This window comes from Psychrobacillus sp. NPDC096426, from assembly GCF_044762745.1.
In the GTDB taxonomy this organism is placed as follows: Bacteria; Bacillota; Bacilli; order Bacillales_A; family Planococcaceae; genus Psychrobacillus.
Genome location: NZ_JBIWEX010000002.1, coordinates 1 through 26,481 on the forward strand (window position 1 = coordinate 1; position 26,481 = coordinate 26,481).

At 38.0% G+C, this 26,481-nt stretch carries 30 protein-coding genes, 8 tRNA genes and 1 rRNA gene; 5 read left to right on the top strand and 34 right to left on the bottom strand.

Annotated elements, in window-relative coordinates; translation table 11 throughout:
- The 24 genes from ACIQYS_RS01955 to acpS form a co-directional block, all read right to left on the bottom strand.
- Window positions 1–317, bottom strand: a 16S ribosomal RNA gene (locus ACIQYS_RS01955); the annotation flags it as partial.
- A gap of 151 nt (window positions 318–468) precedes the next feature.
- Window positions 469–542 (bottom strand) — tRNA-Gly (locus ACIQYS_RS01960).
- A gap of 30 nt (window positions 543–572) precedes the next feature.
- Window positions 573–649, bottom strand: a tRNA-Arg gene (locus tag ACIQYS_RS01965).
- Between the two features lie 11 nt (window positions 650–660).
- Window positions 661–747: transfer RNA gene (locus ACIQYS_RS01970), tRNA-Leu, on the bottom strand.
- A gap of 65 nt (window positions 748–812) precedes the next feature.
- Window positions 813–885: transfer RNA gene (locus ACIQYS_RS01975), tRNA-Lys, on the bottom strand.
- Between the two features lie 10 nt (window positions 886–895).
- A tRNA-Gln gene (locus tag ACIQYS_RS01980) sits at window positions 896–970 on the bottom strand.
- Between the two features lie 3 nt (window positions 971–973).
- Window positions 974–1,049, bottom strand: a tRNA-Asp gene (locus tag ACIQYS_RS01985).
- A gap of 20 nt (window positions 1,050–1,069) precedes the next feature.
- Window positions 1,070–1,141, bottom strand: a tRNA-Glu gene (locus ACIQYS_RS01990).
- 7 nt (window positions 1,142–1,148) lie between these two features.
- Window positions 1,149–1,223 (bottom strand) — tRNA-Asn (locus ACIQYS_RS01995).
- 80 nt (window positions 1,224–1,303) lie between these two features.
- Window positions 1,304–1,774, bottom strand: coding sequence for a SprT family protein (locus ACIQYS_RS02000; protein ID WP_402974098.1), 471 nt, complete (start codon window positions 1,772–1,774; stop codon window positions 1,304–1,306).
- A 62-nt stretch (window positions 1,775–1,836) separates the two neighbouring features.
- The gene (locus ACIQYS_RS02005; RefSeq protein WP_402974101.1) at window positions 1,837–4,005 is read right to left on the bottom strand and encodes a Tex family protein; all 2,169 of its coding nucleotides are present in this window, start codon (window positions 4,003–4,005) and stop codon (window positions 1,837–1,839) included.
- Window positions 4,006–4,067: 62 nt separating this feature from the next.
- Complete coding sequence (locus ACIQYS_RS02010; protein WP_402974104.1) at window positions 4,068–4,664, bottom strand: PP2C family serine/threonine-protein phosphatase; 597 nt, start codon at window positions 4,662–4,664, stop codon at window positions 4,068–4,070.
- A complete protein-coding gene (sigB, locus tag ACIQYS_RS02015) occupies window positions 4,661–5,446 on the bottom strand; it encodes an RNA polymerase sigma factor SigB (RefSeq protein WP_402974107.1) in 786 nt (261 codons plus the stop codon). The genes ACIQYS_RS02010 and sigB overlap by 4 nt, the downstream gene beginning before the upstream one ends.
- On the bottom strand, window positions 5,424–5,894 hold the full coding sequence (rsbW, locus tag ACIQYS_RS02020) for an anti-sigma B factor RsbW (RefSeq protein WP_402974110.1): 471 nt from the start codon (window positions 5,892–5,894) through the stop codon (window positions 5,424–5,426). Before rsbW ends, sigB begins: the two co-directional genes overlap by 23 nt.
- Window positions 5,881–6,228 (bottom strand): anti-sigma factor antagonist, encoded by a 348-nt coding sequence (locus tag ACIQYS_RS02025; RefSeq protein WP_402974113.1) that lies wholly within the window; start codon window positions 6,226–6,228, stop codon window positions 5,881–5,883. The genes rsbW and ACIQYS_RS02025 overlap by 14 nt, the downstream gene beginning before the upstream one ends.
- Before the next feature lie 78 nt (window positions 6,229–6,306).
- Window positions 6,307–7,305, bottom strand: coding sequence for a PP2C family protein-serine/threonine phosphatase (locus ACIQYS_RS02030; RefSeq protein ID WP_402974860.1), 999 nt, complete (start codon window positions 7,303–7,305; stop codon window positions 6,307–6,309).
- A gap of 9 nt (window positions 7,306–7,314) precedes the next feature.
- The gene (locus ACIQYS_RS02035; protein WP_402974116.1) at window positions 7,315–7,716 is read right to left on the bottom strand and encodes an anti-sigma regulatory factor; all 402 of its coding nucleotides are present in this window, start codon (window positions 7,714–7,716) and stop codon (window positions 7,315–7,317) included.
- A 6-nt stretch (window positions 7,717–7,722) separates the two neighbouring features.
- A complete protein-coding gene (locus ACIQYS_RS02040; protein ID WP_402974119.1) occupies window positions 7,723–8,085 on the bottom strand; it encodes an STAS domain-containing protein in 363 nt (120 codons plus the stop codon).
- On the bottom strand, window positions 8,082–8,912 hold the full coding sequence (locus tag ACIQYS_RS02045) for an STAS domain-containing protein (RefSeq protein WP_402974121.1): 831 nt from the start codon (window positions 8,910–8,912) through the stop codon (window positions 8,082–8,084). Before ACIQYS_RS02045 ends, ACIQYS_RS02040 begins: the two co-directional genes overlap by 4 nt.
- A gap of 135 nt (window positions 8,913–9,047) precedes the next feature.
- A complete protein-coding gene (locus tag ACIQYS_RS02050) occupies window positions 9,048–9,398 on the bottom strand; it encodes a type II toxin-antitoxin system PemK/MazF family toxin (protein WP_093271851.1) in 351 nt (116 codons plus the stop codon).
- Window positions 9,399–9,402: 4 nt separating this feature from the next.
- Window positions 9,403–9,684 carry a transcriptional regulator gene (locus ACIQYS_RS02055; RefSeq protein WP_402974124.1) on the bottom strand — a complete coding sequence of 94 codons (282 nt, stop codon included), beginning with the start codon at window positions 9,682–9,684 and terminating at the stop codon, window positions 9,403–9,405.
- 132 nt (window positions 9,685–9,816) lie between these two features.
- Window positions 9,817–10,923: an alanine racemase gene (gene alr, locus ACIQYS_RS02060; protein WP_402974126.1), complete on the bottom strand. Its 1,107-nt coding sequence runs from the start codon at window positions 10,921–10,923 to the stop codon at window positions 9,817–9,819.
- A gap of 69 nt (window positions 10,924–10,992) precedes the next feature.
- Window positions 10,993–12,015 (bottom strand): LolA family protein, encoded by a 1,023-nt coding sequence (locus ACIQYS_RS02065; RefSeq protein ID WP_402974129.1) that lies wholly within the window; start codon window positions 12,013–12,015, stop codon window positions 10,993–10,995.
- Window positions 12,016–12,073: 58 nt separating this feature from the next.
- Entirely contained in the window at window positions 12,074–12,427 is a 354-nt protein-coding gene (gene acpS, locus ACIQYS_RS02070; protein WP_402974132.1) for a holo-ACP synthase, read from the bottom strand.
- A gap of 68 nt (window positions 12,428–12,495) precedes the next feature.
- Here acpS and ACIQYS_RS02075 point away from each other — a divergent pair, with 68 nt between their 5' ends.
- Complete coding sequence (locus ACIQYS_RS02075) at window positions 12,496–13,125, top strand: rhomboid family intramembrane serine protease (protein ID WP_402974134.1); 630 nt, start codon at window positions 12,496–12,498, stop codon at window positions 13,123–13,125.
- 155 nt (window positions 13,126–13,280) lie between these two features.
- Here the strand turns inward: ACIQYS_RS02075 and ACIQYS_RS02080 are convergent, their stop codons facing one another.
- The 9 genes from ACIQYS_RS02080 to ACIQYS_RS02120 all read right to left on the bottom strand — a co-directional run bounded on the left by ACIQYS_RS02080 (window position 13,281) and on the right by ACIQYS_RS02120 (window position 22,413).
- Window positions 13,281–14,783 (bottom strand): PH domain-containing protein, encoded by a 1,503-nt coding sequence (locus tag ACIQYS_RS02080; protein WP_402974137.1) that lies wholly within the window; start codon window positions 14,781–14,783, stop codon window positions 13,281–13,283.
- Window positions 14,776–15,255 carry a PH domain-containing protein gene (locus ACIQYS_RS02085; RefSeq protein WP_402974139.1) on the bottom strand — a complete coding sequence of 160 codons (480 nt, stop codon included), beginning with the start codon at window positions 15,253–15,255 and terminating at the stop codon, window positions 14,776–14,778. Before ACIQYS_RS02085 ends, ACIQYS_RS02080 begins: the two co-directional genes overlap by 8 nt.
- A 124-nt stretch (window positions 15,256–15,379) precedes the next feature.
- Window positions 15,380–16,918, bottom strand: a complete 1,539-nt coding sequence (gene cshA / locus ACIQYS_RS02090) for a degradosome RNA helicase CshA (protein ID WP_402974142.1) — start codon at window positions 16,916–16,918, stop codon at window positions 15,380–15,382.
- A gap of 342 nt (window positions 16,919–17,260) precedes the next feature.
- The gene (locus ACIQYS_RS02095; RefSeq protein ID WP_402974145.1) at window positions 17,261–17,965 is read right to left on the bottom strand and encodes an alpha/beta hydrolase; all 705 of its coding nucleotides are present in this window, start codon (window positions 17,963–17,965) and stop codon (window positions 17,261–17,263) included.
- 22 nt (window positions 17,966–17,987) lie between these two features.
- On the bottom strand, window positions 17,988–19,358 hold the full coding sequence (locus tag ACIQYS_RS02100) for a UDP-N-acetylmuramoyl-tripeptide--D-alanyl-D-alanine ligase (protein ID WP_402974148.1): 1,371 nt from the start codon (window positions 19,356–19,358) through the stop codon (window positions 17,988–17,990).
- A gap of 5 nt (window positions 19,359–19,363) precedes the next feature.
- Entirely contained in the window at window positions 19,364–20,437 is a 1,074-nt protein-coding gene (locus tag ACIQYS_RS02105; protein ID WP_402974151.1) for a D-alanine--D-alanine ligase, read from the bottom strand.
- A 66-nt stretch (window positions 20,438–20,503) separates the two neighbouring features.
- Complete coding sequence (locus ACIQYS_RS02110) at window positions 20,504–20,818, bottom strand: DMT family transporter (RefSeq protein ID WP_402974153.1); 315 nt, start codon at window positions 20,816–20,818, stop codon at window positions 20,504–20,506.
- Window positions 20,818–21,150: a DMT family transporter gene (locus ACIQYS_RS02115; protein ID WP_402974156.1), complete on the bottom strand. Its 333-nt coding sequence runs from the start codon at window positions 21,148–21,150 to the stop codon at window positions 20,818–20,820. Before ACIQYS_RS02115 ends, ACIQYS_RS02110 begins: the two co-directional genes overlap by 1 nt.
- 522 nt (window positions 21,151–21,672) lie before the next feature.
- Window positions 21,673–22,413, bottom strand: a complete 741-nt coding sequence (locus ACIQYS_RS02120) for a hypothetical protein (protein ID WP_402974159.1) — start codon at window positions 22,411–22,413, stop codon at window positions 21,673–21,675.
- A 153-nt stretch (window positions 22,414–22,566) separates the two neighbouring features.
- Here ACIQYS_RS02120 and ACIQYS_RS02125 point away from each other — a divergent pair, with 153 nt between their 5' ends.
- Window positions 22,567–23,751, top strand: coding sequence for an FtsW/RodA/SpoVE family cell cycle protein (locus ACIQYS_RS02125; RefSeq protein WP_402974162.1), 1,185 nt, complete (start codon window positions 22,567–22,569; stop codon window positions 23,749–23,751).
- A 201-nt stretch (window positions 23,752–23,952) separates the two neighbouring features.
- Here the strand turns inward: ACIQYS_RS02125 and ACIQYS_RS02130 are convergent, their stop codons facing one another.
- A complete protein-coding gene (locus ACIQYS_RS02130) occupies window positions 23,953–24,090 on the bottom strand; it encodes an Lmo0850 family protein (RefSeq protein ID WP_170206517.1) in 138 nt (45 codons plus the stop codon).
- A 182-nt stretch (window positions 24,091–24,272) separates the two neighbouring features.
- On the opposite strand from ACIQYS_RS02130, the gene ACIQYS_RS02135 reads away from it, so the two are divergent.
- The 3 genes from ACIQYS_RS02135 to ACIQYS_RS02145 all read left to right on the top strand — a co-directional run bounded on the left by ACIQYS_RS02135 (window position 24,273) and on the right by ACIQYS_RS02145 (window position 26,476).
- A complete protein-coding gene (locus ACIQYS_RS02135; RefSeq protein ID WP_402974165.1) occupies window positions 24,273–24,686 on the top strand; it encodes a CBS domain-containing protein in 414 nt (137 codons plus the stop codon).
- A gap of 157 nt (window positions 24,687–24,843) precedes the next feature.
- On the top strand, window positions 24,844–26,007 hold the full coding sequence (locus ACIQYS_RS02140; protein ID WP_402974168.1) for an MFS transporter: 1,164 nt from the start codon (window positions 24,844–24,846) through the stop codon (window positions 26,005–26,007).
- A 70-nt stretch (window positions 26,008–26,077) separates the two neighbouring features.
- Window positions 26,078–26,476 carry a VOC family protein gene (locus ACIQYS_RS02145; RefSeq protein WP_402974171.1) on the top strand — a complete coding sequence of 133 codons (399 nt, stop codon included), beginning with the start codon at window positions 26,078–26,080 and terminating at the stop codon, window positions 26,474–26,476.
- Window positions 26,477–26,481 lie beyond the last annotated feature (5 nt).

A 26,481-nucleotide genomic window follows, 5' to 3' on the forward strand; every position in this document is an offset into this window, starting at 1 on the left:
GATCACCCTCTCAGGTCGGCTACGCATCGTCGCCTTGGTGAGCCGTTACCTCACCAACTAGCTAATGCGCCGCGGGCCCATCCTGTAGTGACAGCGAGATGCCGTCTTTTAACATTCCTTCATGTGAAGAAATGGATTATTCGGTATTAGCCCCGGTTTCCCGGAGTTATCCCAATCTACAGGGCAGGTTGCCCACGTGTTACTCACCCGTCCGCCGCTAAATCAGAAGAAGCAAGCTTCTTCATCATTCGCTCGACTTGCATGTATTAGGCACGCCGCCAGCGTTCGTCCTGAGCCAGGATCAAACTCTCCATAATAGAGAACTTAAAAAGCTCATTTTGTTTTGCTGGCATCATCATTAAATGATGTCAAAATTGTTTTGCTGTCGGACTAACTAAAGCTAGTCTTTCAAGCTATATGTCTTAACGTTTTGCATGTTCAGTTTTCAATGTTCATGGTTTTAATTAATGGAGCGGGTGAAGAGAATCGAACTCTCATCATCAGCTTGGAAGGCTGAGGTTTTACCACTAAACTACACCCGCATATATAAAATTCAAATGTTGTTGTTTTTTTGGCGCGCCCGGCAGGAGTCGAACCCACAACCTTCTGATCCGTAGTCAGACGCTCTATCCAATTGAGCTACGGGCGCATTATGTGCTTTGGTGCGGCCGAGAGGACTTGAACCTCCACGGGGTTATCCCCCACTAGGCCCTCAACCTAGCGCGTCTGCCGTTCCGCCACGACCGCGTAGTTATTAATTAGGACAAGACTTAGTATACTCTCATCAACAAAGTTTGTCAACAACAAATTGATGAGCCATGAAGGACTCGAACCTTCGACCCTCTGATTAAAAGTCAGATGCTCTACCAACTGAGCTAATGGCTCGCAATAAAAGTGGCTGGGGTACCTGGATTCGAACCAGGGCATGACGGAATCAAAATCCGTTGCCTTACCGCTTGGCTATACCCCAACATGGCGGTCCCGACCGGGATCGAACCGGCGATCTCCTGCGTGACAGGCAGGCATGTTAACCGCTACACCACGGGACCTTGGAAATATAAAATTGAAATGACCCCTACGGGATTCGAACCCGTGTTACCGCCGTGAAAGGGCGGTGTCTTAACCGCTTGACCAAGGGGCCATATAAATGGCTCCGAAGGTAGGACTCGAACCTACGACCAATCGGTTAACAGCCGATTGCTCTACCACTGAGCTACTTCGGAATAATTTTTGTCGTTTTGTTCTTCTCGACTTTTTCTATTATAAAGAGCCTTTTGCGAAACGTCAACTACTTTTATGAAATTTATTTAAGTTTTTTTGAAGATACTAAAATGAGGTCTCCCAAACACTTGCCACATCTATATTTGCGTGTATTTAAACGAATTTTCCGATTATATAACAAGGAGCATTTTGTACATTGATAAGTATAGTTTTTACTCCTTACGCGCTCATTACGTTCCACAAGAGTGGAGCAAAACCTTGGAGAATTAGTCCTTTTTAAAAGCTCTCTAAAATCTGCATCTCGATGTTTGTAACCTTTTCCTTCTATATGTAAATGATAATGACAAAGCTCATGCTTGATTACCCCGATTAATTCATCCATTCCGTGCTTTTCAAAGACAAGGGGATTAATTTCTATATGGTGTGTTCTTAACATATATCTCCCACCTGTAGTGCGAAGACGTTTATTGAAATAAGCTTCATGGCGAAAGCCTTTCCTAAAAACTTCTTTTGATACACTACAAACTAATTCAGTCAATTTTTCATCTGTCATTCTACTCACTCCCATTAAAAAGAAGTTGTCCAACGACTTAGCACTGGACAACTTTTCATTTATCACACCTGTTGCTCTGGAGGAAGCATTGTAAGTGCGATTCTTCCTTTATTTGCATCAAACTGATCTACCCATACTGTTACTATATCTCCTAATGAGACAACATCTAGTGGGTGTTTCACAAAACCTTTTTTCAATTTGGAAATATGAACAAGTCCATCTTGTTTGACACCGACATCGACGAAGGCCCCAAAGTCAACTACGTTACGAACAGTTCCTTGGAGCTCCATTCCTGCTTTTAGATCTTCCAATTTAAGTACGTCCGTTTTCAAAATAGGTTGTGGGAAAGCTTCTCGCGGATCACGTGCTGGTTTGACCAATGTGTCGACGATATCTTTTAAAGTGATTTCGCCAATTTCTAATTCTTTACTTACTTCTCCTAGAGAAATGCTCTTTAAAGCCTCTTCCGCTTCCTTTGAACCGATCTGTTCTTTTTTTAGCCCTGCTATCGCTAAAACTTGTTCTGCTGCCTTATAACTTTCCGGGTGAATTCCTGTTGCGTCGAATGGATTTTTTGCATCTGGTACTCGTAAAAATCCGATTGCTTGTTCATATGTTTTCGCACCTAGACGTGGGATTTTCTTTAACTGTGCTCTTGATGTAAATCTTCCTTGTTCGTTTCGTAAATTCACTACGTTTTCTGCAACAGTTTTGGATAACCCCGAAACATATTGCAAAAGGGATGCAGATGCAGTATTTACGTTTACTCCTACTTGGTTAACGGCAGTTTCTACTATAAAAGAGAGCGACTCGGATAATTTTTTCTGCGATACGTCATGTTGGTATTGGCCTACCCCTACCGCTTTTGGATCTATTTTTACTAGTTCTGCTAGTGGGTCTTGTAATCTTCTTGCAATCGATACTGCACTTCGTTGCTCTACTTGTAAATCAGGAAACTCATGTCTTGCTGTTTCAGATGCAGAATATACACTTGCCCCTGCTTCATTGACAATAACGTATGCAATGTCACCATCTACTTCTTTCAGACAATCTACTATAAATTGCTCTGTTTCACGAGAGGCAGTACCGTTCCCAATAGCGATTAACGAAATTGGATACTTCTTAATATAAGAAAGAACTTTCTTTTTCGATCCTTCTACATCCATTTTTGGTGCATGTGGATATATTGCAGAAACCTCTAGCAGTTTACCTGTGTCATCAACTACCGCTAATTTACATCCTGTGCGGTACGCAGGATCGACTCCAAGAACTACTTTTCCTTTTAAAGGTTGTTGCAATAAAAGGTTTCGTAAGTTTTCCGAGAAAATATGAATTGCTTGTGCTTCTGCTTTTTCTGTAAGTTCCGTTCGGATTTCACGCTCTACAGAAGGTTGTATTAAGCGTTTGTACGAGTCCTCTATTGCTAGCTTTACATGTTCTATCGCATCACTTGATGAATGAGTAGGTATCCATTCTGTTTGCATGACGGTCGTTACCTTATTTATTGGAACTTGAATACTTACTTTTAGTACATCCTCTTTTTCTCCACGGTTAAGCGCTAAAATACGATGAGGCACGATCTTTTTCACTGGTTCCTGGTATTCGTAATACATTTCGAACACGTCTTTCTCGTCTAGTTCAGCTTTTTTCACCGCACTATGAACCATTCCATCTGCTCTTGAGATATTACGGATTTGCTCTCGTATTTTTGCGTCATCCGCAAATTGCTCTGCTAGAATGTCTCTTGCCCCTTGTAAGGCTTCTTCTATTGTAAGCACTTCTAGTTCTTCATTCAAAAATCCTTCTGCTAAAACAGCTAGAGACTCTTTTGGAAAAGTCATCAATAAGCTTGCAAGCGGTTCTAGTCCTTTTTCTTTGGCAATCGTCGCTTTTGTTCTACGTTTTTGCTTGAAAGGACGATATAAATCTTCTACTCGTTGCAGAACCGTTGCATTTTGGATAGCTACACTCAACTCTTCTGTCAGTTTCCCTTGTTCCTCAATAAGTCGAGTCACTTCTTCTTTTCGCTGTTCTAACTGTTGTATGTAATTGTAGCGATCTTCAATTGCTTTTATTTGAACTTCATCTAACGATCCTGTTTGTTCTTTTCGATAACGTGCGATAAAAGGAACTGTATTTCCTTCTTCTAATAATTTGATAACTTGTTCCGCTTGTGATGATTTTACGCCTGTTTCTTTAGAAACGAGCTGGAGCATTTTCTTATTTTCCAAAAACAAACACACCCTTTCCTTATAAAGTTCATTTTAACATAAAAAGCTTACTCTAATGCTTTCTAGAGTAAGCTTCCTACTATAAATGTAGCGTCATCGCCATGTTCAATTGTTTTCAATACAGAATGATAAAGACATTTAGCATTAGGTGCGTTTTTAATTATGTTTTTGGGACTTTTCATATTCACGCCATCAGAATGTAATAAGAATAAATCATTCTTCTTACATGCATAAGTTTGTGTTTTTACCTTTTGTTTCCTCCCTGATAAATAGCCCATTACTGGTAGGGGATATAACATTTTATCCGTTTCCTTTTGGTACATATAAAATTTGATGTTCCCTATACAGCTGTAGGAGATAGTTTGGAGTTTGTAATCTATTTTTACGATTGCGACAGCTGCGCCTCTCTTCTGGACCATTCGTTCGTTACATCGTAATAATAATTCATCTAACGTTTCTTCGGGATATTTCTCCAATATTTCTGGAATGATATCCGCAGATTCTTTAGCAATAGGTCCATTTCCTAAGCCATCTGCAATGGCGCACAGCATGAAGTTCTCATTTTTAGATACATAGTAAGCATCTCCAGACTCTAAATTACCCGGCTTGGCTTCTTGAAATACTAACAAATCTACTTTTTCATCTGAAAGATTTTTCACTTTACTACTCCACCTGACGCTAATATTGCCTCTTGCAATTTTTTAATCGCTTTTCGCTGTATTCTCGAAACGTGCATTTGAGAAATCCCAAGTCGATCTCCTGCTTCTTTTTGGCTCAGTTGCTCCATGTATGTAAGTTGAATTACTTCCTTTTCACGTTCAGATAACACGCCAAGAGCGTTAGCTACAAGTAAACGCTGATCGGTCTTTTCAAATTCCCTATCCGCTTTTCCAATTACATCAAATAACGTAATCGTACTTCCGTCTGAATCTGATTCAAGTGAGTGATCCATTGATAATGCTTGATAACTTTTTCCCATTTCCATTGCTTCTAATACATCTTCTACTTCTACATTTAAGTATTCGGCAATTTCCGGAACTAAAGGAGAGCGTTGGAATTCGATTGTTAATGTTTCCACTGCAACCCTAATTCGAGGTCCAAGTTCTTTTATTCTCCTTGGTACGTGCACTGCCCACGTTTTGTCTCGAAGAAAACGTTTAATCTCCCCTATGATTGTTGGAATAGCGAATGCTTCAAAATTTTTGCCGAATGCCGGATCATATCTACGTATTGCACCAAGCAGCCCTACCATCCCAACTTGCACAATATCCTCATGATGGGATTTTCCATTTGAATACTTTCTCGAGATAGACTCAACCAATCTCGTATAATTTAAGACTAAATTGGTCTGGGCTTCTTCACTCTCAGTCTTTTGGTATTCACTTATCCATTCAAGAATTTTTTCCTTGGATTCTTTTTTAGGAAGAGATGTGTTTGACATTACCATCCACCTGCTCTATTCCGACATACTTCGTCATAAATACAGTTACGCCTTCCTGTTGGTGGACTTTTACTTCGTCCATTAATGTCTCGATTAAGTATAATCCAAGGCCACCTTCTCTTAAAAAGGATACTTCCTCCAATTCATTATAAGGTCCAACTTGCGCTTTTGTTTCTTCGAAATCAAAGCTCTTTCCATGATCCGCTACCATGATTTCCATTTTTCCTTCGTACAATGCGCACCCAATTACAACCTCGCCGTCTTCACCCTCTGCATAAGCATGTTGGACTGCATTTGTGATTGCTTCGCTCGCAGCTATTTTTAGGTCTTCTATATCGTCATATGTAAATCCAATACGATTTGCTAAACCAGAAATTGTTAAACGAGCTACACTTACATATTGCGGCTTCGCAGGTATACGAATTTCAACATAATCAAACGGTTTCATCTATTTTCACCTCTCCATTGCTCGCTTGAATATCCATTATTTCCCCTAACCCAGTAATATCAAACAATCGTTTCAAACGAGATGAAAGCCCAACTAACTCCATATGACCATTTGATGCATTTATACTTTTATAAAAACCAACAAATACTCCTAAACCTGTACTATCCATATAAGATACATCCGTTAAGTCTATGATTACTTGAAGATTTTCTTTTAAGTCAATCTCTGTTAGTTTTTCTCTTAAAAATGGTGCTGTAAAGGCATCAATTTCTCCTTTTATGATTCCGTTAATTTTTAGTAAGTCATTTTGTTGTAGTTCAACTGAAATATTCATGTATTTTATCCCCCGTTTATCTATATAGTGTTTTAATACCACAATTCAACTAAAGTTAAACATTTTTACGTAAAAAGACTATACTTTCTTGAAAATCACAAGGGTGAAATCGTCGCGTTGTTCAAAGTCTTGTAATTCCTCTAACTTATGAAACACATACTCTACCATTTCTTGAGCAGATTGATCTCTAACACTTTCAATAATATTCATGATGGTTTTTTGTTCAATAAAGCCCTCTTTTGAACGACATTCTGTTACTCCGTCCGTCATCATTACAACAAAATCACCTTTGTTTAGTATGATGGAATGTTGTTCATATTTTACATTTGGAACAACGCCTAATAGTAAACCTTTTGCTTGTAACTCGGAAAAACTAGATGATTCCGAGCAGTAAAAAAGTGGCGGTTCATGTCCAGCCGAAGCATACGTAAATTCACTTTTCGATGTATCATATTTCCCGTAAAACATGGAAATAAACATAGAGTCGCTTACACTTTTCTCCACGATACGGTTGATCACATCTAAAACAATTACTGGATTTGTTTCTGCACCGTCCAAACTGTCCATTCCATATTTGATCATGGACATACATAGTGCAGCAGGAATACCTTTTCCAATAACATCTGCTACTGCTATACCTACATGTGTGTTATCATGCAAAAAATGTGTATAATCTCCGTTCATTTCTTTTGCCGGAACTGTAATAATACCGATGTCCAAATCTGTTACTGCCGGTACTTTTGTTTTTAACAATGTTTGTTGCACATTCGCAGCAAGTTCCATTTCCATCTTCATATTTTGCTGTTTTTGAATCAAAGTCTGATGCTCTTTAAGTGCCAATCCATAACGAACCATCACTTCAATGAGTAAATCAAAAGAATGCCGTACATCGCCATCTAAATCAGACATAATCTCTTCTAACGATGCCTTATGTATACTAATTACTTCCTCAGGAGAGATATTCTTCTGAATAAGTTGCCTACTAATATTTTGACCTTCATACAAATTATGTTCCGTCTGTTTTAATATATACTGTTCTAAAATTCGTTTATATTGCTTTTTAAATTCCTGCATTATTTACCCTCCTTACCTCATCCACTTTGTTGCACTTATCACCGTACCTTCTCCTAAACTTGTTTCAATCTTAAAGTCATCCATGAGCCGCTTTACGCCAGGGAGTCCAGCTCCTAATCCACCAGATGTTGTAAATCCATCTTCCATCACTTTCCGAACATCTGCTATCCCCGGTCCTTTGTCAGATGCAATAACTATTAATCCTTTAAGATTGCCTTCTGTAATTTGTTTTATTTCTATGGTTCCTTTTCCTGCATATAAATAAATATTACGAGCAAGTTCACTAATCGCTGTTGTAATTCTAGCTTGGTCAACTGTACCGAAACCCACATCCCTAGCTTCGTTTCTTCCAAGCTGCCTAGCAGCAACGATGTCCCACTCCGTGATAATATCAACAGAAGACCTTAAGTTCATAATGGATTAGTCCTCCAATTCTCGTTCTAATTTTTCCAATCCATTTTCTAAATCTAGTGCTGTTACAACGTTTTCTAGTCTAATACCAAGTTCGATCAATGTGATAGCAACAGCAGGCTGAATACCTGTAATCACTACTTTTGCCCCCATCAAACCGGACATATTAATGACATCTCCAAGTACTTTTGCGATGAACGAATCAATAAAGTCAATTGGAGTCAAATCAAGTACTACTCCCCTTGCTGCAGTTGTATGCAATTTCGCCAGTAAATCCTCTTGAAATGCTAGCGCTGTTTGATCATCTAATTCCCATTGGATGGAGACGATTAAACAATCTCTTAGTTTTAAAATCGGAATTCTTGTTATCATTTTACGTTCACCTCTACAATCGCTCGATTTGTTAAGGCTAGAGCTTGCTCCATTCCTCTTTGTAACGTACTTGTCGTCGTAAAATCAGTCAAATTTATACCGAGGGTTACTATTGTTTGGGCTATTTCTGGACGAATTCCGACTAGCATACATTTAGCACCTACTAAACGAACAGCGTCCGCCGCTTGAATAATATGATGAGCAACCATTGTATCTACAACCGGAACACCAGTAATATCAAGCAATACAACCTCTGCACGATGCTTCACAACACCTTGAAGTAAGTTTTCCATAATGAGCTTTGCACGTTCCGTGTCAATCGTACCTACTAATGGCATGACCGAAATTTTATCAAATATAGGAATAAGGGATGCTGACAATTCTTGCAAAGCAATCTTTTGTAGGCTCACAGTCTTCTCCCATACTTTTGAATATGCATCTACCACACTATGATTAAGCGGTGTAATCCAATTTGTCAATATTTCTCTAAATGATTTATAATTACTTTCATTTAACGATCCCGCTTCTTCCATTTCCTCATAGATTACTTCCGTGAAATTGGTAAGTGCTCTTAATACAAAAGTAACCGACCAGCCATAACGAACAATTTGTACAGAAAAATCCTTCAGCTTCTCATCGTAGGTTTCTTCACTTGCGGTCAAACTAGAAACCATCAGTTCTCCAAATTCGCGAACGGTAGTATCAATTACTTGATCAGACATGATTTGAAAGAATCGATCGTCCTGATCGTCCTCCATTCTCACTTTCCATCTTTCTAAAATTTTATCAATATTTGCTTGGATGTAACTTGCAATTTGTTTATCCATATTGTATATTACCTCTCTTATTTTAAATATTCGTAATTATATTCTAACGAAAAGTGGGTTATTTTACATCTTTTAAACGAAAAATAAAAAACACAATGCGTATTTGTCGGCTACACATTGCGTTTTGTCTATGTATTAAAATTTTACAATTCCTAAGCTAATACCTAATGCATGATCAACTTCACACATGACGTCTTCATCCAAATGTGTGATTTTATCTGTAAGCCTAGATTTGTCTATCGTACGCAATTGTTCTAGCAATATAACCGAATCTCGTTCAAAATCATACTGTTTCGCATTGATTTCCACATGTGTTGGTAATTTTGCTTTTTGAATCTGCGCGGTAATTGCTGCAATGATAACAGTAGGACTGAATCGATTTCCTATATCATTTTGTATCACCAAAACGGGTCTGGTTCCACCTTGCTCAGACCCGATTACAGGTGATAAATCTGCAAAAAAAACGTCCCCACGTTTTACGATCAAGTTTTCATCCTCCACTTACGAGTCGCTCTGTCGTATGTTGCGCTTCATATTCTGCATGTAAACATTCCGAACTTATGGATAAATTTATATGAGACATTTCAACATAACCTTTCATCATCGCTTCTCTTATAAGATTTGCCTGGCCTTTCTTAATGTATTCATTTGCTTGGACACGAACAATATTTTCACTAGTAGCTAATGATTGTTTAACAATCTTTACTCCTTCATTAACTATTTGCTTTGGAAGCTCTATAACTGCTTCCTTTTTCTTTTTTCCACTTACCACAGCAAACACCTCCGACAAAACATTTCCCTTTATGACAATATACTTAATCTTACCATTACTAGAGGCATAATAAAAGACATTATAAGAAATGGTTAGACAAATCATGCATTAAGTTCGAGTTTTGTCGAAGAGTTATTCACTATATAATCTAGGGATTCTATTGGAAAATGTGCAGCAAATTTCATATGGTATTGTCTGCAAAGCGTTTGCCCATTCTTCAATTCTAATCTCTTCATTCATTTGTTTCCCTAGCAACACTACTTTTTCACCAATATTCACTTGTTCATCAAGTCGGACCATACACTGATCCATGCAAATCTTTCCTACGATCGGCATTCTTTTTCCCTTTATTAAAACGAATTGGTTATGCAACTTTCGCAACAATCCATCTGCATAACCAATCGGAAGCGTTGCAATCCATTCATCCGATAGAGCTGTATATGCTGCACCGTAGCCAATCGTAGCACCTTTTTTCACTTTCTTCACATGCACTACTTCGGTATGTAGCGATAGTGCTCTTTCCAATGGAAATGGAAGATTTTCTTCTATCCAAGGGGATGGTGCAATTCCATACATCGAGATTCCAAAACGCACAGCATCCCAATGTTGACTAGGAATTCTTAGTGTAGCAGCACTATTGGAAGTGTGTATAATTGCTGGTCGTTGTTCAAATAAATGAAGCATCCGCTCGAATTCTGTAATTTGTTTCTTTAAATGATTCTCGTCTTTTTCGTCTGCTGTCGAAAAGTGGGTATACACACCTGTTACTTCTATCCACTTTCTTTCTCGAATAAAAGCAAGGGCTTTAAGTAATTCTTCCTCTTCTACAATGCCAATTCGGCCCATCCCACTGTCAATTTTCAAATGGACTTTAAAAGGTTTTGTAAAATGATGTGTAGCAAATAACCACTCAAACGAATATGCTGTTAAAGTAATGTTGCGTTCTGATGCAATTGGTAAAAAGGAAACCGGAGAAGCTCCGAGAACAAGTATATCAGCAGTAATTCCTGCATCTCTTAACTGCAAAGCTTCCTCCGGAGAAGCAACGGCTAATTGAGTAGCACCTGCTTGTAATGCAGCTTTTGTGACTTCAATGGCACCGTGCCCGTATGCATTTGCTTTTACAACAGCTATTATATTCGTATGTTGTGGAAGTCTTTCTTTTAAGCGCTTAATATTAGAATGGATTGCTTGTAAATTTACTTGGATAGTTGTTGGACGGTAGTATGGCTGATGCATTGGACTTCCCTCTTTTTCCGTTTGTTTCTCTAATTATCCTACTAGTGAGAAGAAGTCGTCAAATATCAATTACTTCATTCCAGCTATCGTCATAGATGAGGCTACTTCAATCATTTCTTCTTTAGTTAAAGACGTGGATGCGATGAAGAATGACATACCATCTTGTTCCCAAGTAAGGGATTGAGCCGTTATCGCCCCAACAGCTACCCCTAAATCTACAGGGTCACCTGGTGCAAATACTGGGATTGTAGAAGATATACTTGGATCACTAAGTTGCTGAATAATCGTAAATTCTTTTTCACCACTAAATGTTAAGATAACTCGTTTATCGTCTTCCACTTTCATCTCTTTTTCATCGATTAAGTGAACACCATCCCATTTAATCATTGGATAATGTGTTTCAAATTCTTTATTTTCCATTTCTGCCGACGCTTCTACTGTACCCGCTTCCACTTTCCCTGTTGGTGTTTGATCAATTTTATATTCTCCTGCTGCATGCGTTTTACCAAGAGAAACTTGTTTGAACTTAATATGAATTTGTTCTTCCTTATTTTCATTTAATATCGCAACGTCTTTTGGTAATAAAGTCTTTTTGTCAATGTAAATTCTTTGAGTTGGCAGCATGTTTTTATGATTGTTCGAAGTTTTCGTTTCAAATACATAGTTATTTCCTTCTTCTTTAAATGTAGAAGATTTATCTTTTTTAATATCTTGCGCTAGAGAACCTATTAAATAAGCTTGGCTATTTTCCGCTGGCCAGTTACTTTGAAACTTATACGTTTTGTTAAGCGCTGGTGTTACAACAAAAACTCCCTCTGTATTGCGTACAATCATTTGCGTATTTTCAGCATTCTTATCTGATACTTTAACTCGGTAAAAATCAGGCTTTGTATGCCAAACTACCACGTCATACACTCTAGGCTCTTGACCAGTCAGAATACTCATCTCCGCAGTTAACTCATATCCTTTTGCGTCCACCCACTTATTAGTCAGTTTTTTCAATACATCTTCTTTTGACGCTGTCCCACATGCAGATAGTACCAAGATCATCATTACTAATACAAACATCGCTTTAGCCACTCGGCTTTTCAATCAGTCCATCCTTTCTATTATCACTGCGTTCGTTCATTGTATGTAGTTGGACGACCGGTTATGATTGTAGAATTACTTGAGCAGCTGCATATTCTTTTGTGTGAGTAATGGAGACGAAGCCATTTACTTGGTTTCCTTTAAAATATAGACTTGGTTTCCCGTTATTTTCTTTGATAATTTCAATATCATGAAAGCTACATTCTTTTCCTATTCCAGTTCCTAACGCTTTAGAAAATGCTTCTTTTGCTGCAAATCGACCCGCTAAAAATTCTATTTGTCGTGAAGTCGATAACTTCTGCATCTGCGATATTTCTTTGGTCGTTAAAATACGCGCTTCAAATTTACTTGTTTTTTCTTTGATTTTTTTTATTCTTACTAATTCAGTTATATCTAAACCTATTCCAGTAATCATGAGCGTTTCTCCTTTTCAAATGTAGAGTATACAGGCTATACTAATAGTAGAAAACTTGAGGTGAAATAATGTTTACAAGAACAGAAAATTTTAAACAATACATGCAATTCTATCCGGTCGTTTCTACTTTACTTGCTTTAAACATTGCTATTTATATTTTAACAAATATCCCTATTCTCGGAGATGCAATATACTCCCGGGGCGTTCATTTTAACTTACTTATTAGCGAAGGTGAATATTGGCGTTTGGTTACCCCGATGTTTTTACACGCGACTTTTTTTCATCTGTTATTCAATATGTTTTCTCTCTTTCTATTCGGACCCGAACTGGAACAAATTGCAGGTAAGGCTCGTTTCTTAACCATTTATTTGTTATCTGGTTTAGTCGGCAATATTGCTACGTATTTAATACATGATTGGAATTATGTAAGTGTAGGTGCTAGTGGAGCAATTTACGGTATACTTGGTGCCTTTGGAGCTTTAGTTTATTATACGAGAAATTTCATGCCACAGCTAAAGCAAATCATTGTTCCTATTATCGTTATAGGCGTTATTATGACATTTCTTCAACCGCATATTAATGCTACTGCTCATATCGCAGGTCTCATCACCGGTTTTGTCTTCGGGATTATTTATTTTCACCCTAAAAGAATTGCTGCGTGGAGAAAACGTAAAAGTAGGCTTAAATCAGTGAAGTAAGAAACATAAATGTTCTTTATGTATAATCTGCCTTTTATGAGGCTCTTTTAAGTGTTCGCAAGGAATTTACGCTCCAAGCGGACACTTTGTTCAACTTGCTAAAACGCATTATCCCTAATACTTAATAATTTCCCGAAGTGTAAAAAAGAACAGCCTTAACCTATGGGCTGTTCTTTTTCTATAGTCGTTTTTCGTTGTGGTTCGTACCAATTTAATAACATCTCTGCATCTGCTTTTTCGATATGCGGGATTGTCGTAGATGCTCCCGTCACACCAGATTTAATCGTTGTAATTATAGACGAAACGTTTGCCCTTTTTTGAAAAAGAGTAGTGCGTTGCGTCATGGATTGAATTCTTCTTTTCTCCATCCATACCGTCACTTTACTAAACAGGCGATATTGTATAACTAGCTGACTTTCATTCAAATAATAGCCTGCTGTTTTTTGTTGCCACACACCAAGACCATAACTTAATGGGAATAATAGTAGCGAGAATAATCCAAAAGGATAAAAAAAGTAGCTAACTGCTAACGCAACTGGAATCATCCATACATAATCTAAACGATAAAAAAACTTTCTTGACCTTTTCGGTATTTTTGTAAGCTCTGGATTAAATGGAAGTTCAGGAAATATTTGATGTAAAATTGGCGTTATCTCTGTCTTTTTTATAAGTGGAAGTATGCGGATCTTTTCATCTTTCTCCGCTAAAGAACCTCCAGCACTATCAACAATTACGGTTGCATAACCTATTAGCTGGCGTAGTGGATTTTCAACTACTTGTACCCCTTGGATTCGGGATAGTGGAATCGTTATTTTTTTCTTTTCTAATAATCCCCTCGTAATAATAATCTCTTCGTCTTCTACTGTAATCGTAAATTCGTAGTAATTAATAAACGTAAGTACGACGGAAACGATCCAAGCGATTAACAATACAACAAAAACAGCTAACACCACAATAAGTGCTCCAAAACGAATGAACACAACTATTTCTTCATAAATCGCTCCATACGGAATTACATTTGAAAATTGAGAAGCAAAAACAGCTAGCCCTGAGAAAAACACGCCTACTCCTCCGGAAGTACTTGCAAGCACAAACAAGTCTTTTCCGGACATTTTAAAAATTGCTCTTCTTTCCTCTTTTACTAGTGGTTGTACTTCGATCGACTCATCTAATTCCTCTGAAAGTTTATTTTTCGCTCTTAGCATTTCTTGTTTAATCTGTTCCGCTGCCGCTTTTGTAATGGCCGTCAACTCTGCGTCCGCTTCCTTTGTCGCCCCACCGCCAGCTGTTTCCACCTTCACTTTTACTAATCCAAATGGTCTGTGGAAGATGCCTTCCGTATAATTCAAGCTTTGTATTCGTTCAAAAGGGATATATCTCTTTTTCTTTACGAACAAACCGTATTCAATCCGAAGCTCCTCTTCTTCAAACCAATATCTGAACCGTTTCCATTTAATAATGCCACTAATCAATAAAAAGATTAGAATAATTCCGTAAATGCCATTGATAATATAAGAGGACCAATCTCCAGAACCCTCACTTCCTCCAAAACCATTCACTACAATTACAACAATAAATGGGATAATCATTTCTTTTAATACTTTGACAAAATTTATAACTGCAGAAATAGGATGTAGTTTGTATTTTTCTTTAGACATCATCTTCCGCCACCCTTGCAAGTACGGAAATTCTACCACGTAGTTCATCCGCTTCTGCGGTAATTAGTGCGGGTATCGTGTGATTCGTAGCTGCTGTAGAGATTGTAATAGATGCTAAATCATATTTTCGTAGTATGGGTCCTTGTTCCGTGTCTACATGTTGTACACGAACCATTGGTACTAATGTCCGTTTTACAACGAATAAACCGTGCTGAAGTTCTATTTCTTGTTCTCTTACTTCATATCTCCATCTCATCCACCTAACTTTTGGAAACAAATAAATTAATAAATACGCAATTATTAGTACAATTACTACATCTACTATGTACAGCCAAATGAACTCGCCGGTAAACAGGTTTATTATCCACACTCCTATACCGAGTAGCAATGCAATGAGTGTTTGGAAAATACCATAGATTTGCCATACACGTAGTCCTTTTTTAGATATTCGATTAGTTGGCTCTGCTCTCATTTTCAACACCTCTTTCCTTGTATTGTATACGATTTTAGAGGGAAAATGTTTCAAAATTCCAAGAAAGAAAAAAAAGATGAATCCGCATCGAAATGCGAGATTCATCTTATAAACAAATATTGTTTTAACCTTCGTTACGTGGTGAACGAGTTCTAGTACTACGTTGTGTAGAGCCATCACGTGGACCACTGCTACGACGTCCAGCACTTGGACGGGAACCGCCGCCTGAACGTGAAGATCCGCGATCGCTTCCTCCACGACTAGATGAGCTACGTCCGCCGCTACGGTTACCTTTGTAACCACCGCCGGAACGAGATCCACCGCCGCTACGCTCTCTGCGAGCAGGTAGTGGACGCTCTTCAGATAGTGCGATTGGTGTAGCATCTGGTTCTTTTGTCATCGATTTAATAGCTGCAGCAATTACGTCTATTGCTTCAAATTTTTCAAGCATTTCTGAAGCTAATGTACGGTAATCGCCTAAATCATTCTTTTTCACGATTTCTGATAAATTTTCAATCGCAACACGTTGCTGACCGATTAACGCTTCATCAGAACTTGGTGGAGTAAGAGCTGTCATACGTTTTTTCGTAGTGTCTTCTACAATACGTAAGTAACCCATTTCTCTTGGTGTTACGAATGTTACAGCGACACCATTTTTCCCTGCACGGCCTGTACGACCGATACGGTGAACATAGCTTTCAGGATCTTGTGGTATATCAAAGTTATATACATGAGTTACACCAGAAATATCTAATCCACGTGCTGCCACATCTGTTGCAACAAGGATATCGATTTTATTTGATTTGAATTGTTTCAATACAGACATACGTTTCGCTTGGCTTAAATCTCCGTGAATTCCTTCCGCTAAGTAACCACGAATGCTTAGTGCTTGAGCTAATTCGTCAACACGACGTTTTGTACGACCGAAGACAATTGCAAGCTCAGGTTGGTGTACGTTTAAGATTCTTGATAAAACATCGAATTTCTCACGCTCATGCGCTTTTACGTAAAACTGTTCAATGTTTTCAACAGTCATTTCTTTAGACTTGATTTTTACTTCTACTGGATCTTTCATGAATTTTTCAGCAATTTTACGAATTGGTCCCGGCATTGTAGCTGAGAACAATAATGTTTGACGCTCTGGAGGAACGCTTTCTAAAATTTTGTTGATATCTTCAATGAATCCCATGTTAAGCATTTCATCAGCTTCGTCTAGAATAAGTGTTTGAACTTGATCAAGTTTTAACGTACGACGATTGATGTGGTCAAGAATACGACCAGGTGTACCAACGATTACTTGAGGTTTGTTTTTAAGTGCACGGATTTGACGACCAATTTCTTGACCACCATATACAGATAAAAGACGAACCTTTTTGTCGTAACCTAATTTATAAAGCTCTTCCGAAACTTGGATTGCAAGTTCACGAGTTGGAGCGATAATAAGTGATTGGATATTAGGGTTTTTTGTATCGATTTTCTCAATCATAGGGATACCAAAAGCAGCAGTTTTACCAGTACCAGTCTGTGCTTGACCGATAACGTCACGTCCACCCATAGCATGTGTAATAGTACCTTCTTGGATTGGGGTAGCTTCTTCAAATCCCATACGTTGAACGGATTTTAATGTAGAAGCGCTAATATTTAATTCTGAAAAATTTGTCAAAATTTTAATCTCCTTTTTCTTGTGTTTTGACAAATGGTTACATTTTCAGATGAAATTGCGGCAAATTCGAGCCTATACGAGGAACGTTTCCGTTACTTAAAATTCTCTGTGGTTTTTACAGTTCAGAGGGGTCTTTTATAAAGGGAAAGCCCGGTCTTTTGCCGAGCGGTTTGTTAATGAGTGATCTTATCCTACTACTTCAACAAACCGTTATGTTCAAAAAAAAGTACTCTTCATCAAATACTGAAGAGTCTTCACACAAAATGTATCCATTGCTCTAAACGTAGTATAGCATGCCTTATTATTAGTTGCAACGAAATAGCTACTGTTATAATTATTAGTTTAATCATCCGCTCCTTTTTCGCATAAAAATCTTAACGCTCGATCAAACCAGTCTTCGCAATCCTCACAATAACAAATATGGTGTTTTCCTGTTTCAGAAAAGATAAGCTCTTTTTGTTCTGAGCCAATTTGGTCGAATAAAAATTCAGCAGTTGTATAAGGAACAATACCATCTTTTTTACCTTGGACTAAACAGACTGGTATTTTAATGTGGCCGTAATATGGTTCGACTATACGTACTAATCGGACAAATTCGAGCGTTGCACGAATCGGTGTTTTTTTCAATTTAGAACTGTATCGCTTGTACAATATATTATCCTCTAGTTTTCCTTCCACTGCTTCTTTTGCCATTTCTTTAATATCTTGCAAGAGCTGTGTAGGATAAATATATTTAGCTGCTGCACTCAATAAAATAAGCTTGGAAATTGGATACCGCATTGCTAAGTACATCGCAATGATCCCACCCATTGAAAATCCAACTATGTAAACCTTGTCCACTTCTTTTAGAAGTTCTCTTAGCGCTAGTTCTGCTGCCATCAACCAATTTTCCGCAGTTACGTTTTTGAGGCTTAAGCGTTCTCCATGGCCAGGAAGTGTAGGGACAATAATTGTCCAGTCTGTCCTTTCCTGTAAAAATTCCACGAATGGCTGCACCTCATATGGTCCACCAGTAAAACCGTGAATACAAAGGACGCCTGTTTTCATATTGCCCTACCCCTTTCTGTTTTTATTTTTGGAAAGGTTCAATGATTCGTTCTAACTGCATTCCACGTGAGCCTTTTACTAATACAATGGACTCTTCATTTATTTTTTCATTTAAAAAAGAAATGATTTGTTCATGCTCATTTTCAACCCAAATTAGTTGTTCATCGTTAAATTGAGCTACTAGTTGTTTGTAAAGCCATTCCATTCTCGGTCCGAATAAACAAACACCTGTAAACACTTTATCCGAGATACATGCGCTCATATCTTCATGATATTGCTTTTCGTTTACACCGAGTTCCAACATATCTCCAAGTACGAGCCATTTTTCTGATTTAATCGTCGACTTTTCTACAAAAGAAATGGCTGCTTTCATTGATGTCGGTGCCGCATTATAAGCATCATTGATGAAAATCGCCCCATTTTTCGATTCCATTACTTGCATACGCATGTCAGTTAAAACGATTTCGTTTAAAGCCACACGCATTTGCTCAGCTGTCAGCCCCACTTCTTTAGCGATCAATAAAGCAGCCAACGTGTTTTTCACTTGATGCTCTCCAAGTATTGGAATAGACATCTCTTCAGTTATCAAGCCTTCTGTAAGGAACTTACTACCTTGTTCGGTAAATGACACTTCTGCAATACGCAGATCATTAGCTTCCTCTGTACCAAAAGATATTGATTGTAGGGAAGGGACATTTTCTACAAACGGGCGAAGTAAAGGCTCATCGCCATCATAAAAAAGTTTCCCTTTCTCCTGTAAGCCTGCAATAATTTCAAATTTTGCTTTTGCAATTCCTTCGCGTGAGCCAAGATCTTGCATATGCGCTTCGCCAATATTTGTAATTACTGCATACATTGGTTTTGCGAGCTTTGATAGAAACTCTATTTCGCCAAATGAACTCATACCCATTTCTAATACAGCAAATTCCGTATCTTCTTCGAGGGCAAGAATGGTTAAAGGCAATCCAAGTTCATTGTTAAAATTACCTTCCGTCTTTTTCACACGGAAATACGGAGAAAGGATGCCAGCTACTAAATCCTTCGTAGACGTTTTTCCATTCGACCCTGTAATTCCGATAAATGTAGCGTTCAATTCTTCGCGGTACGCTACCGCCATTTGCTGAAGTGCTTTTTCGCCACTGTCAACAAATAAAAGCGGAACGTCCTTTGGTGGATTCGGTTCATCTTTTAACCAAAGGGACGCAGCTGCTCCTTTATCAAAAGCATCTTGCACAAAGCGGTGCCCATTTACATTTTCCCCACGGAATGGGATAAATAAATCGCCGGGCTGCAACGTTCTAGTATTAATCGAAACACCTGTTACAAGTGGATTATTTTCAAGGGATACATCTTCCCCTAACCAGTTTGCGATTTCTGCTAAACTTTTCTTCAACTTGCTCACTCTCCGTCCTTTGAATGCTCAAGCTGTTGCTTTTCTTCGAAACGTTCTAGTGCAAGTGTGATTAGTTCCTCGATTAATCCAGGATAAGTCAAACCGGATTCCATCCAAAGCTTCGGATACATACTAATCGGCGTGAAACCTGGCATTGTATTTACTTCATTGATAATGACCTCTTCTTTATCTGTCACAAAAAAGTCTGCGCGAACAAGCCCGGAACAATCAAGTACTTTAAATGCACGAATCGCTGCGTCTTCCATTTTCTTCAATAACTCAGCAGAGACTACTGCAGGAATCGCATAGTTCGTCGTACCGTCTTCGTATTTTGCTTCGTAATCATAAAAGTCTTTCGTCGGCAATACTTCCCCCGCTATAGAGCATCTCGGATTATCATTGCCCAGCACACTCATCTCTAATTCGCGCGCGACGATTCCTTGTTCTACAATAATTTTACGATCGTATTTGAAAGCTAATTCTACTGCTTTAATTAGGTCTTCTCTGTTCGCTGCTTTTGTAATCCCTACACTCGATCCAAGATTAGCTGGCTTGACAAATAATGGCCATTTTAAGCTTTCTTCCATTTGTTGAAGAAGAGCTTCTTGATTACTTCTCCATACTTTACGAATGAAGTGTACGTATGGAACTTGGGATAATCCTGCTACTTCAAAAAGTTGCTTCATCACTACTTTATCCATCCCTGCAGCAGACGCGAGCACTCCATTTCCGACATACGGTAAATTCAACACTTCTAGTAGACCTTGCACCGTACCATCTTCTCCATTTGGTCCATGTAGAAGTGGAAAAATAACATCCAAGTCATTTCCTTCTATTGGTAAGAAACTTGAAATATTATTTGGTTTGCTAGCTGCTTCTCCAAACTTAAGTGTTTCAACGGTTTCAGCTGGACCTGCCAAAACACTCCCTTTTCTCCATTCACCAGTTTTTGTAATATATATTGGATATACTTCATATTTATCAAAATTTATCGCTTGTGTTACTGCTCTTGCTGTAAGTAAAGACACTTCATGCTCAGCAGATTTACCACCGTAAAGTAAGCCTAATTTTATTTTCATTTGTAAATAACCTCCACGTTTTGGGATAATACTATTTTATCACGGACAGCATAATTAGATGAATATTTATCCGAATAATTTCAAGCCTACCACACCAAAAATAATACAACTTAAAAACAATAATTTTTTCCAACTTTTCTTCTCATGAAAAAAGTACATGCCTATTAAGACACTTCCAGCTGCTCCAATTCCCGTCCACACTGCATAACCAGTTCCTACCGAAATATCCTTCAAAGCTAGTGATAATAGGAAAAAGCTTAAACAAGCCGAAATAATGGTGAAAATTGTGTATTTCATATTTTGAAACCCATCCGAAAGCTTCATATTGACCACGAATGCTACTTCAAATATACCTGCAACTATTAATACAATCCACGCCATTACGCACCCTCCTCTTCATCATCCACTAACTTTAACCCAATGATGCCAAAGAGTAATACACATAAAAAGAATAACTTACCAAAGCTAACCGCTTCCTGAAACCAAACAATTCCTACAATCACAGTACCAGCAGCACCGATCCCCGTAAAAATAGCATATGCCGTTCCTATCGGAATCGTCTTCATTGCTTTAGCAAATAAGAAAAAACTCACGATTAAAAAGATAATCGTAATGATTGAAGGTACTAGCTCAGTGAAACCATTTGCTTCCTTAAGGCCGATTGCCCAGACGACTTCAGTCAATCCTGCGATGATTAAAAATAACCAAGCCACTTATAAACACCTCTGTTCTTTTACATTCACCCATTTTAGCACAAGGAGGTTTAAAAAATAATTAAAACCAAATGGTCTAACGAGATTAAAGATGCAGGGTTAGCATAATAGGGACATTGCATCTTCATGATAGGATCTTCGGGTTTGTCGTGTTGAGCGGTCTTTTTGTCGCGCTCGGGTAGTCTTTGTCGTGTTCGAAGGCTAGTTTGTCGCGTTCGCAGTAGATTTGTCTCGTTCAGCCATTTATTGGATTTTATTTTCAGGAAATAGTGGATTGGAGCGGAAGGGCGGCGACTCCAGCGGGATGAGTGAGACAGATGAACCATCACAACGTACGCGTATGCGGCGGTGATGGTTCATCGCTCACCCCGCGGAAAGCGTCCGCCCTGCAGCGGAAATCCTAGCGGTAACCTAATAAAACTTTTTAGACGCATTATATCTAAATAGTGGCGTACCTTATAATTTCCTATAAGAAAATAAACGCCTTTGCAACTGAACGTTGCAAAAGCGGTTAAATAAACATTAAAGTTCTATTAAAGATTCAACTGGCTTTTCTAAATGATGTTTTAAATCGCTTAGTACCTCATCTGGAAAGATGTTCTCAGGCAAACTTCGAATTTCAATTCCATAATTGGTTTTGCCCATTTTACATAAAGACATTAACACGCCGTCCTCGTAATAGTCGGCATATGCTCCAACTTTCTCCTTCGTCAATTCAGGCAAATCAATGTTGTTCTTTTTTCTCCAAAAAGCGGTAGATTTTGCTTTTTCACTTATTTGTTGATTGAAAACACTAGCTACTAGCTGTTTAAAGTCTTCTGTATCGCGGAAATAAATTTTCGTTATTTGTTCTCCCTCATCCGTTAAATAAACAAACCTATTTTGAAGATGATGATAAAACGGCAAACGCAATGTCTCTTTCTTATGTGCGATATACAACAACTCCGCTTGCTCTTGAGGGGATAACATGTTTAACTTACGTTCGTCGGTAAAATCTAATAAACATAAAGCAGTTGGTCTTTCTGTAAAATCCTTTAAAAAGCGATTATATTGACCGTGCACAACAAACTCTAATTGGGTATGAATATTAAACGAGGCTTCTTCGTATTGATGTTTTAGCAATAAAAGAGCGGACAAATCCGAGAACTGTCGTAAAAACTGGTGAACAGAAATACCACTAAACAACACAAAATGCTCTATATCATTTACATGGACATATAAATGCGTTATATAATCTTCTACTTCTTTCACTTTTTTCGCCACTAAATCCACCCCTCTATTCTCCATAATATAATAGCATGATTTTTCCAATGAAACATATTTATTTCAATCTTCGTCACTTATACCTACAAGCCAAAAACATCTTTTTAGGCTATAATGAATAAGTGAAATTAGAAAGAAATTTAGGTGACTCTTATGGAAAACAAAAAAGGCTTTGCCGATCGCTTCGATTGGACCCTTGCTTTTATTATATTATTATTTTTAATTGTTAGTTTACTAGCAATTTCTTCTGCAGTAACGACTGGTCAATATGCCGCTTATAACTTTGTATCTAAACAAGTTTTTTGGTACGGAGTCGGCGCTTTTATTATTGGTTTAGTCATGTTTTTAGAGCCGGAGCAATATAAAAAAATGTCCTGGTATATATATGGTATCGGTGTGCTTCTTCTTATTGTTCTTTATATTTTGCCGGATAGTATGGCTTTTGTAAAACCTAAAAATGGGGCCAAAAGCTGGTTCCACTTACCTATAGGGGATATTCAACCTGCTGAGTTTATGAAAACCTTTTATATTTTGGCTCTTGCCAGATTAATTACAAATCATCATGAAAAGTATTTAATCAAAGATTTAAAAACTGATTTAGTTTTATTAGGAAAAATTGCCGTTACAATGCTGTTACCACTATCCTTTATTCTTCTTCAGCCCGACCTTGGTACGGCTCTTGTATTTTTCGCTATTACCGCAGCATTAATCATAGTTGCGGGGATTACTTGGAAAATTATTTTGCCACTATTTGTAGGTGGTGCTAGTGTTGGTGTCTTACTTTTATGGATGGCCCTTTATATGCAAGACTTTTTAGAAGCAAAGTTCGGCTTACAAGCCTACCAATTTGCCCGAATATATTCTTGGTTAGATCCATATTCCTATGCTTCCGATGAAGGGATGCACTTAATCACTTCTTTAAACGCAATTGGTTCAGGTGAAATTTTCGGAAAAGGTTATGGTGGACGAGTAGTATATGTCCCCGAAAACCATACAGACTTTATATTTGCCGTTATCGGTGAAGAATATGGTTTTATCGGAACGAGTATTGTCATCAGTATTTTCTTTTTACTCATTTTTCATTTGACGAAAATTACGCTTCAGCTGAAGGATGCTTATAGCACATATGTGTGTGCCGGAATCATTGCTATGATCACATTCCATGTATTCGAGAACATCGGTATGACAATTCAATTACTACCGATTACTGGAATTCCACTTCCGTTTATAAGTTACGGTGGTAGTTCGCTTATGGGTAATATGCTCGCACTCGGCTTAGTGTTTAGTATGAAGTTCCATCACAAAACGTATATGTTTGCAAAAAATGAAGATGACTAAGAAAAGCGCAAGCGCCTATGTCTGCCCCGACAGGCAAATGGGGAAAAGCGAGGAGGCAGCTCCTCAGCCACCGCAGCTTTTTCACATTTGACCCCGAGGGGCAAGGCGCTGGAGTCTGGACAATTACCTAAAAAAAGCAATAGTACCTAAAAAGAGTGACTCTAAAGTTCATGTTTATACGAACTTTTCGAGCCACTCTTTTTAACTTTGCGTGTGTGGAGTTTGTGCTGGTGGTGCTAACGCTTTAAGTATGTCAAGTCTCGATTTTGTCATTGTAACAGTAACACCCAGCTTTGAAAGATTACTTACAATTTTCTTTAAATCAACTTCCTTTGCCATTCTATCCACCTCGTCCTCTCCAGTTATTATTACGATTTATTGTGAAAAAAGTTTCTTCTTTTAATTTTGTTTTTATCATACCACTTTTTTATTCATTTTAAACTTTCTTTTATATTACATATTTTAAACTTTTGTAAACCAAGCTAGTAATGAAAAATGTAATCAAAAAGGAGTGGTTTTCAATGAATGTCAAAGATGTGATGAGTAAAGAAGTCGTGACATGCAATCCACAAGATTATGTAAATGAAGTTGCAGACCAAATGCGAACACTTGATATTGGTTGTTTGCCAGTTGTCAGTAACAAAAAACTAGTCGGCATGATTACTGATCGAGATATCGTGACACGTTCTGTTGCAAAAGATGTGCGAAGTAAAGTAGAAGATGTCATGACGAAGTCTGTTATTTCCGTCTCCCCTAACGATACGACAGCAGATGCTTCCATTGTGATGGCTCGCAATCAAGTTCGCAGACTCCCGGTAATAGAAGATGGATTACTTGTTGGATTTGTATCATTAGCTGATTTAGCATTTCCTTTTCCACATGTACAGGAAATTTCCAACGCTATGGAAAGCATATCCGAACCACGTAATTATTAAACATATGAGCTATCCCCAAATTTTAGTGGGATGGCTTTTTATTCTACTTCATTTTTTTTGCTGTATACATTAAATAGGGACTTCATTTCCTATGTGCCAAACTGTATGGAAACGTGTAATATAAAGAGTAGAAGATTGTCAGAAGGCAGGTTTATGCATGAAAAAAACTCTTTTTATATTAATGTCCATACAGTTTTTAGTTTATCTTGGATTCGGAATTATCATTCCAGTGTTACCGGAAGTAATTTTACAGCAAAATTATCATGAGGTTCATGTTGGTGGTTTACTAACTGTTTACTCACTAGCTTCGTTTTTCACCGCTCCTCTTTGGGGAATGCTATCGGATCGTGTTGGTCGAAAAACACTTATTTTAGTTGGGCTAGTTGGATTTAGCTTAAGCTTCTGGCTATTTTCTTTATTTTTCGATTCGCTGTTTATGCTTTATTTGTCTCGTGTAGTGGGAGGATTATTCTCTGGTGCACTTTACGCAGCTGTAACGGGATTTGCGGCCGATTTATCGGATGAAGAAAATCGTAATAAGTATATGGGCTTTCTTGGGATGTCGATTGGTTTAGGCTTTATTTTTGGACCTGCAATTGGTGGCGTATTAGGACATGTGAATTTAGCATTGCCTTTTACAGTTTCTGCTCTATTATTACTTATCATTTTTGTGTATGCGTTTATTGTTTTGAAAGAGCCAGAACGTATTGGGAAAGCTAACAAACGTGCACTTCTTCCGAAAGGCGCTGCAAGTCTTTGGAGTTATCGTATTAAGTATTTGTTCTTGTTTTCATTTATGGTAACGTTTTTACTTGCTGGTTTAGAGGCTACATTCCAATTGTTCCAAATTGAAAAGATTGAAATTACACCGCTCCAAATTGGATACTTGTTTATGTTTAGTGGGTTTGTCGATGCAGCTATCCAAGGCGGAGTAGTGCGACGGATTAAAAATGGTACGGAAACGAAATGGCTATTATATGCACAAATTATTACTGCTATCGGTCTGTTTCTAACCGTATTTACGAATAGTATTTTCTGGGCAGGTTTGTCTTTATGTGTGTTTACTGCTGGTAATGCACTTGCAAGAACGACTATTGTTTCACTTACTTCGAAAGAGTCAGGTGGACGCTACGGGACGGCAGCCGGGATGGCGTATTCGATGGACAATCTTGGACGTATCATCGGTCCGCTATTATTCGCATGGTTATTTACCGTTGAACCAGATAATATTTATGTAGTGTCGGGTGTGCTTGCAGTACTATCTATTGGATTGATTTTTACATTCCGTAATTCAGCAAGATCACTAAAAAATGTGGAGTAAGATTTCATCTTACGTATATTGATTATATAAATTTATAGAGGCTATAATTAACTGAAGGAGTTGATTATTAATGGAAAAAGTTAGACCATTCCTAATGTTTCAAGATGGCAAGGCAGAGGAAGCAATGAATTACTACACTTCAATCATTGAAGACTCAGAAATTACAAGTATTGTTCGCTATGAAGCGAATGAACCTGGTGATGAAGGAACTGTAAAGCAAGCTACTTTTACGTTAAAAGGGCAAGAATTTATGTGCATTGACAGTAATGTAAAGCATCAGTTTTCCTTTACTCCTTCTTTCTCAATTTTTGTTACTTGTGATACTGAAGAAGAAATTAACAATCTGTTTCAAAAACTGATCGAGGATGGGCAAGCACTAATGCCAATTGGTGATTATGGTTTTAGTCAGAGGTTTGGTTGGCTAAATGATCGGTTTGGAGTATCATGGCAACTAAATCTTCCTAATTAAAAAAT

What these genes read in the sequence shown, in the direction of transcription:
- ACIQYS_RS02000 (WP_402974098.1), bottom strand. Translation starts at nt 1,774, where the DNA reads ATGACAGATGAAAAATTGACTGAATTAGTTTGTAGTGTATCAAAAGAA.
- sigB (WP_402974107.1), bottom strand. Translation starts at nt 5,446, where the DNA reads ATGTCAAACACATCTCTTCCTAAAAAAGAATCCAAGGAAAAAATTCTT.
- rsbW (WP_402974110.1), bottom strand. Translation starts at nt 5,894, where the DNA reads ATGAAACCGTTTGATTATGTTGAAATTCGTATACCTGCGAAGCCGCAA.
- ACIQYS_RS02025 (WP_402974113.1), bottom strand. Translation starts at nt 6,228, where the DNA reads ATGAATATTTCAGTTGAACTACAACAAAATGACTTACTAAAAATTAAC.
- ACIQYS_RS02035 (WP_402974116.1), bottom strand. Translation starts at nt 7,716, where the DNA reads ATGAACTTAAGGTCTTCTGTTGATATTATCACGGAGTGGGACATCGTT.
- ACIQYS_RS02040 (WP_402974119.1), bottom strand. Translation starts at nt 8,085, where the DNA reads ATGATAACAAGAATTCCGATTTTAAAACTAAGAGATTGTTTAATCGTC.
- ACIQYS_RS02045 (WP_402974121.1), bottom strand. Translation starts at nt 8,912, where the DNA reads ATGGATAAACAAATTGCAAGTTACATCCAAGCAAATATTGATAAAATT.
- alr (WP_402974126.1), bottom strand. Translation starts at nt 10,923, where the DNA reads ATGCATCAGCCATACTACCGTCCAACAACTATCCAAGTAAATTTACAA.
- acpS (WP_402974132.1), bottom strand. Translation starts at nt 12,427, where the DNA reads ATGATTACTGGAATAGGTTTAGATATAACTGAATTAGTAAGAATAAAA.
- ACIQYS_RS02075 (WP_402974134.1), top strand. Translation starts at nt 12,496, where the DNA reads ATGTTTACAAGAACAGAAAATTTTAAACAATACATGCAATTCTATCCG.
- ACIQYS_RS02080 (WP_402974137.1), bottom strand. Translation starts at nt 14,783, where the DNA reads ATGTCTAAAGAAAAATACAAACTACATCCTATTTCTGCAGTTATAAAT.
- ACIQYS_RS02085 (WP_402974139.1), bottom strand. Translation starts at nt 15,255, where the DNA reads ATGAGAGCAGAGCCAACTAATCGAATATCTAAAAAAGGACTACGTGTA.
- ACIQYS_RS02095 (WP_402974145.1), bottom strand. Translation starts at nt 17,965, where the DNA reads ATGAAAACAGGCGTCCTTTGTATTCACGGTTTTACTGGTGGACCATAT.
- ACIQYS_RS02105 (WP_402974151.1), bottom strand. Translation starts at nt 20,437, where the DNA reads ATGAAAATAAAATTAGGCTTACTTTACGGTGGTAAATCTGCTGAGCAT.
- ACIQYS_RS02110 (WP_402974153.1), bottom strand. Translation starts at nt 20,818, where the DNA reads ATGGCGTGGATTGTATTAATAGTTGCAGGTATATTTGAAGTAGCATTC.
- ACIQYS_RS02125 (WP_402974162.1), top strand. Translation starts at nt 22,567, where the DNA reads ATGGAAAACAAAAAAGGCTTTGCCGATCGCTTCGATTGGACCCTTGCT.
- ACIQYS_RS02130 (WP_170206517.1), bottom strand. Translation starts at nt 24,090, where the DNA reads ATGGCAAAGGAAGTTGATTTAAAGAAAATTGTAAGTAATCTTTCAAAG.
- ACIQYS_RS02135 (WP_402974165.1), top strand. Translation starts at nt 24,273, where the DNA reads ATGAATGTCAAAGATGTGATGAGTAAAGAAGTCGTGACATGCAATCCA.
- ACIQYS_RS02140 (WP_402974168.1), top strand. Translation starts at nt 24,844, where the DNA reads ATGAAAAAAACTCTTTTTATATTAATGTCCATACAGTTTTTAGTTTAT.
- ACIQYS_RS02145 (WP_402974171.1), top strand. Translation starts at nt 26,078, where the DNA reads ATGGAAAAAGTTAGACCATTCCTAATGTTTCAAGATGGCAAGGCAGAG.